The sequence below is a fragment of the Nitrospira sp. CMX1 genome (genome assembly GCF_054902215.1).
Window position 1 is genome coordinate 1 of sequence record NZ_JBUBKD010000025.1, and the last position, 5434, is coordinate 5434.

The window sequence follows — 5434 nt, forward strand, 5'->3', positions numbered from 1 at the left end:
AACGGGATGCTCCGGACTTGGTCTTGATGGATATCGCGATGCCGGGATTGAACGGACTGGATGCGACTGCTCGGATCATGAAGGAATCATCGACCACGCGGGTGATCTTGTTGTCGATGTATGCGAATGAAGAATATCTCCGACAAGCCCTGCAGATCGGTGCATCGGGATATTTGTTGAAAGGTGCTGAGTTATCCGAGTTGGAATTGGCCATCAGAACGGTGAGTCGCGGCGAAACCTACTTGACTCCTGCCGTTGCCAAGTATGCCGTGGAAGCGTACCGAACGAGATCCGGAGAGCCGTCCAGTCCGCTCGCTCGGTTGAGCGGGCGTCAGCGAGAAATCCTGCAACTCATCGCCGAAGGTTGTACGACGAAGGACATTGCCCAACGTCTGAATCTCAGCGTCAAGACGGTGGAGACCCATCGAGCACAGTTGATGGAGCGGCTCGAAATTCATGATGTGCCAGGACTCGTTCGCCTAGCGATTCGTGTGGGATTGGTTCAGGCTGATTCCTAAGCGTGTTTCTTCTTCTTCCCCAGGCTTGTTGCTCTTCCGTAGCCTCGTCGTAGTGCTTCAGGTCCTCCCTTCTCTCACATCAGGATTTTCCCGATAGGCCGGTCTTCTCTCATCTGTGATGCTCTACCTCATACGAGTTGAGATGGAACGTGTGCAGCCCAAGAATGCTTCCATGACGCGCAGTTCGCCTATTCGGACTGTCCTTGTCGACGGTAACCAGGAGTGCCTGGCACGCTTGGAAAAATGGATTGGGACGCTCCCTGATTTGGAACTTGTTGGAACAGCCGGTTCTGGCGTCGAAGCGCTTAATCAATGCAGGTTGTTTCGTCCAGATCTGGTGATCATGGACGTGACCCTCCCGGTTATGAGTGGATATGAAGCTGCCGCGCGAATCAAGGAGGCCGGGCAGTGTCCGAGGGTCATCCTGATGTCCTTCTTTCACCTGGACGAAGTCTATGGGAAGGATGATCCTTCGAAGGCCGATGCGCTGTTGAATAAGGATGCTTTGTACGAAGAACTGATTCCCACCGTGACAAGGCTGTTTCCTGACAAGTGGGAATGCAGGGAGGTCATGTGATCGATAGAAACATGATGCAAGGATGGTCTGTGAGCGATCTCGTAGAGGAGCATGATGTTGGAAGGGCCAGGCTTGCGTCCTAGCGGAGTCGTGGCGCGGTGTGAATTGTACACCGTGGTGAAGCGGTCATTATCAGGAATCGAGCAGAATGGGCGGTTCCTGTAGAGGGTACAACATCGGTGAGGGGACATTGTTCGCTAAGACGGGGGTGAAGAACAGTGTCTCTGAGAGGATAGAAGGAGTATCTATGAACGTCAAAGGGTTTATTCTTGAAGACGATGCGGGGCGGGAGTTTGTCATGGTCTGTGAGAAGCCCTATCTGCAACCGGGAAGGACTTTCTTACTTCGAGGCTGGCAGCGGCGGCGATTAGTGCCCTTGCAATATTCGGAACAGGAGCTTCGCCGGATTGTGGGAGGAGTATTGCTCACCCTCGACGATCTCTTTAAAAACCTTCCGAGATTCTCCGACAGTGTCGAGATTCCCTGCTCCAGTGGGAAAGGTTCCACGACAGCACCATTGAAAAAACCACTCGTCTTGCGGAAGGTGGGGCGAGGTGCAGGTTGTGCAGCGAAGGATAGGTGACTACCTGCAATCCCACTCCTTCGGGGGCCGCTCCGGGCGTGCCGCGACATGAATTCGAGTCCACAACACGCTGTTGGGTACAGGATGTTTGACAACCGGTGACAAGTTCAGAAGACTACGTGGAATCATGAGTGTTCCGATTCCGTGCCCTGTCGCTTACCCTGTTCTCTCTTTCGCGCAAGTCGTTGGCCGATAGCCGCATACCTCACCGATGGCTAGACGTGTCGTAGGTGCATCACCTCTTAGAAAACCTTGTGAAATATTCTCGCCGCGCCTGATTCTCTTGCAGTATGATAAGGCTTCTATGACTATTTAGGGGTGCCGTGTGTTGAAACAGCGCATCGAAGCCGTTACGAAAGCCAATCAGAGGTTCTATGCGGCCTTTGAAAGTCTTGATATTGTGAAGATGGACGGGGTGTGGATGCATCAAGAGTATGTCACTTGTATTCATCCCGGTTGGACGATTCGTTCTGGGTGGCCTGGCGTTCGCGACTCGTGGGTGCTGATCTTTAACAATACGTTCTCCATGAGGTTCGAGCTGACCGATGTCATGGTGCAGGTGGCAGGTGATATGGCCTGGGTCATCTGTGTGGAAAATCTTGTGACCCAACAATCAGAGGAACCGCAACAGGCCAAAATTCTTGCCACAAACCTTTACGAGCTCATTGGGGATGAGTGGCTGATGATTCATCACCATGGGTCCCCGGTGATGGGATGAAGGGGGAGATGCGGGCAGCCTGGCAATCTCCTGTGCTCGCCCAACGCGCAGCCTCAGAAGGTTCTCGTTGGATGCCCGCAGTGAGGAGACTACTAGGCCGCCCGCTTAAGAAAGGGAGGGGTAAGGGGATGGGATGGGCGAGGCTTGATAAATGTGAACAAGAGATATCTATACCACCGCCATCTTGTGGAAGGAGCAATGAGGATGATCCACATTCCGGCGTAGAGGCGTTAAAAAACGTCTGTCTGGCGGTCTGATGGACTCTATGTGTAGGGTCTGTATGGCTATAGTTTCGGCGCAGGGGTAGGGACTTCGTCGATCCGAATGGTTTTCATCCATTCGGCGGTGATGCTGTCGCGTCCTGCCATCGACATACCGGCATAGGCGGAGAACATCTGTGGTCCGCGACGGCGTCGCCATGTGAGAAAACTGAGGAAATGGTCTTTGCAGACGGAGTGCGTACCGGCTGGGGCATAGGGCTTGGCAAGACAGTTTGTGACGCAACAGTGAGTGTCGTGCATCGAATCCTCGTGAGTCGGGTCAGTATGCCGACCAATCCTCCTGAATTTCAAGTCCAATACCAGATCTATTGCGAAATCTTCCGAAGTGCTTAGCGGAGAGGAGTGTCGATGCGTCTATTGGCGTTGTTCGTTGGGCTCTTTGCAGTTTGCTCTGCTTTGGGTGGTTGTCCTGCATGGTCCAGTCAACGCATTGGTTCTCAAGATTCGTTGGAAGGGAATCGCGTGTCAGGGGCAGGACTCTTGCCTCAGGGCGTCGCAATTGGTGATGTGAGTTCACAGCAAGCGCTGCTATGGCTGCGGACCGATGGGGCTGCTGTGGTTCGAGTGGAATGGGCGCCGTTGCCAATGGGGGAGCAGGGTTCAGCGTCGGTCCCGTTGTCCAGGACTGCACTCCTCAAGACCGAGGCGGAGACGGACTATACGTTGACTATTTCTCTTGAAGGCCTGAACCCCTCGACTCGCTATCGGTATCACGTGGTAGTTGGTCCTGCAGAATTATCTCAACCGCAACTCCCTGGGAAGCCGGCAGCAATCGGTGAATTCGTCACACTGCCGGACGAGAGAACCTCTGCGTCTGTGAGCTTTGCTTGGAGCGGAGATCTTGGTAGTGGGGGGCGCTGTCGCCGAGGGGTGGATGGCTATCCAATCTTTGATGTGATCCGTCGTTACAATCCTGATTTTTTTCTGTTCCTTGGCGATACCATTTACGGTGATCATCTTTGCCCTTCGCCTCCTAACGAGCCTGGCGCGGACTTCAAAGCCACGACGCTGGACGCCTATCGATGGCGCCATCGCTATCAGCGGGGGGCTGACGCATTGCGACGATTCTTGGCTGAGACACCGGTGTATGTCGTCTGGGATGATCACGAGATCCGAAATAACTTTTCAGGCCCATTTGATGAGCACATGCCTGCTGGTCGGCAAGCGCTCCGGGAATATTGGCCGATTGCATCTCCTCTTCAAGATCCACATCGTCTTTATCGGGCTGTTCAGTATGGTGCCGATCTTGAACTGTTTATCTTGGATGTTCGACAGTATCGGAGTCGCAATGGAGATCGGGACAGTGCTTCCAAGACAATGCTGGGCGCGGCACAATTGGCATGGTTGCTCAACGGACTTCGGACTTCAACCGCAACATGGAAAGTCATTGCAACACCCGTTCCCCTTTCGATTCCGAAGGGCGGTGATCGGTCGGTTCCTGGACACGATGGGTGGGCTGGTGGGCCGGATGGCACCGGATTTGAGCAAGAGCGACAGGTGATTGTTGACACCATCCTCAGCCACAAGGTCAAAAATGTGGTCTTTCTCTCGGGCGATGTGCATTGGGTGCAAGCCAATGCCTATGACCCCAACCAGGACGGGGTCATCGACTTTCATGAATACATTGCAGGCCCGCTTTCTGCCCCGCCGGGGAGATTTGCTCCAACTCAAACAGCGCTTCATCCCACAGAGCTGTTCTATGAGAGCGGGTACCATAACTTTGGGCTTGTCCGGGCTACGAAGGATAATTTCCACGTGAGTATGGTGGATGAAACCGGCCAGGAACGAGTGTCCCACCGCATTGCGGCTCAGTAGAACAAGTCAAAAGTTGATCTCTGTCCCCTTGCAATCCAGGCTTGGTGGCAGGTACCGTACGGATCTCAAAACCAATCGCCATGTTCTCCTCACCGAGACAGAAAGGAACACCATGTCAGGATTGATGTCCGCCGATGATATTTTTTCAAGAGCAGAGGCGGCGGCTGTAGCGGCTACGGGGCCGGATGAGAAGGCCTTACAGATTGACTATGATGTATTGAAAGAGAAGTTTCGTCACATGTTGGGCGATCGCAAGATCGCGATTTGCCACATCAACAAATTTTTGCCGGAAGGGTACGAAGACCAAGGACGTTTCAATCTGGTACTCTTGACAGTCGGTCATGTGGTATTTGATGTTGTGATTGGGGACTCCTACTTTCGATATGATGTGGTTTCAGTCGGTCAATTGGATAAGGTTCAGCTGATCGATGCGATGTGGGACAATCGGGAAAAACGCCGTGAAGAGCCGTTCTTAAGTCTTCGCCTGATGCATGGTGAGGAAGCACATCTGCTCTTGGCGTTGGATGATGGGGAACGGGCCAGTCTGCTGAAGTTTGCCTCAGCCGTCACGATGGCAAGAAATCCAGAGCGCTAGGCCGGTGCTCGAAACCATATCCGATGAGCTTAGGTATGGGTGTCTGTCGAAGTATAGCCTGATGGCCGCTCCCTGGTTTTAAGTTGAGACATTGATGCAGTCGGGACTCAATGCTTTGACGGTTATCCATGATTTACGCCAGTCTATCCTTCACAGAGATCCAAGATCATCCTTGGAAGTGTCTAGGCTTCCATATCTCGTGCGGTGGCATGCATGGTGTGCGCTATGCTTCCTCAGGGCAATGATACACCAGTCTGTTTCATAGCCACGGTTGGCAATCGGATGTTTGACTTGGGGAAGGCCTGGCATAAGCACAGTGTCATCGCTGATCTACCCTTCCGCCAGCA

Annotated in this window: 7 protein-coding genes; 6 read left to right on the forward strand and 1 reads right to left on the reverse strand. The window is 53.3% G+C overall.

Annotated features, from left to right (window positions below; all coding sequences use genetic code 11):
* The 4 genes from ACYX34_RS07315 to ACYX34_RS07330 all read left to right on the forward strand — a co-directional run.
* On the forward strand, positions 1-518 hold a 518-nt coding region (locus tag ACYX34_RS07315; protein WP_462075898.1), incomplete at its 5' end, for a response regulator.
* A gap of 172 nt (positions 519-690) precedes the next feature.
* The gene (locus ACYX34_RS07320; protein WP_462075899.1) at positions 691-1095 is read left to right on the forward strand and encodes a response regulator; all 405 of its coding nucleotides are present in this window, start codon (positions 691-693) and stop codon (positions 1093-1095) included.
* A gap of 247 nt (positions 1096-1342) precedes the next feature.
* Positions 1343-1678 carry a hypothetical protein gene (locus tag ACYX34_RS07325; RefSeq protein ID WP_462075900.1) on the forward strand — a complete coding sequence of 112 codons (336 nt, stop codon included), beginning with the start codon at positions 1343-1345 and terminating at the stop codon, positions 1676-1678.
* Between the two features lie 325 nt (positions 1679-2003).
* On the forward strand, positions 2004-2396 hold the full coding sequence (locus ACYX34_RS07330) for a nuclear transport factor 2 family protein (RefSeq protein WP_462075901.1): 393 nt from the start codon (positions 2004-2006) through the stop codon (positions 2394-2396).
* A gap of 284 nt (positions 2397-2680) precedes the next feature.
* Here the strand turns inward: ACYX34_RS07330 and ACYX34_RS07335 are convergent, their stop codons facing one another.
* Positions 2681-2917: a hypothetical protein gene (locus tag ACYX34_RS07335; RefSeq protein WP_462075902.1), complete on the reverse strand. Its 237-nt coding sequence runs from the start codon at positions 2915-2917 to the stop codon at positions 2681-2683.
* Positions 2918-3025: 108 nt separating this feature from the next.
* Between ACYX34_RS07335 and ACYX34_RS07340 the strand changes: the two genes are divergently transcribed.
* Both ACYX34_RS07340 and ACYX34_RS07345 read left to right on the forward strand, forming a co-directional pair.
* Positions 3026-4492, forward strand: coding sequence for an alkaline phosphatase D family protein (locus ACYX34_RS07340; protein WP_462075903.1), 1467 nt, complete (start codon positions 3026-3028; stop codon positions 4490-4492).
* Positions 4493-4604: 112 nt separating this feature from the next.
* Positions 4605-5087 carry a hypothetical protein gene (locus tag ACYX34_RS07345; protein ID WP_462075904.1) on the forward strand — a complete coding sequence of 161 codons (483 nt, stop codon included), beginning with the start codon at positions 4605-4607 and terminating at the stop codon, positions 5085-5087.
* The last annotated feature ends 347 nt before the right edge of the window (positions 5088-5434 follow it).

Coding starts and splice junctions, on each gene's coding strand:
- ACYX34_RS07335 (WP_462075902.1), bottom strand. CDS start 2,917: ATGCACGACACTCACTGTTGCGTCACAAACTGTCTTGCCAAGCCCTAT.
- ACYX34_RS07320 (WP_462075899.1), top strand. CDS start 691: ATGACGCGCAGTTCGCCTATTCGGACTGTCCTTGTCGACGGTAACCAG.
- ACYX34_RS07325 (WP_462075900.1), top strand. CDS start 1,343: ATGAACGTCAAAGGGTTTATTCTTGAAGACGATGCGGGGCGGGAGTTT.
- ACYX34_RS07340 (WP_462075903.1), top strand. CDS start 3,026: ATGCGTCTATTGGCGTTGTTCGTTGGGCTCTTTGCAGTTTGCTCTGCT.
- ACYX34_RS07345 (WP_462075904.1), top strand. CDS start 4,605: ATGTCAGGATTGATGTCCGCCGATGATATTTTTTCAAGAGCAGAGGCG.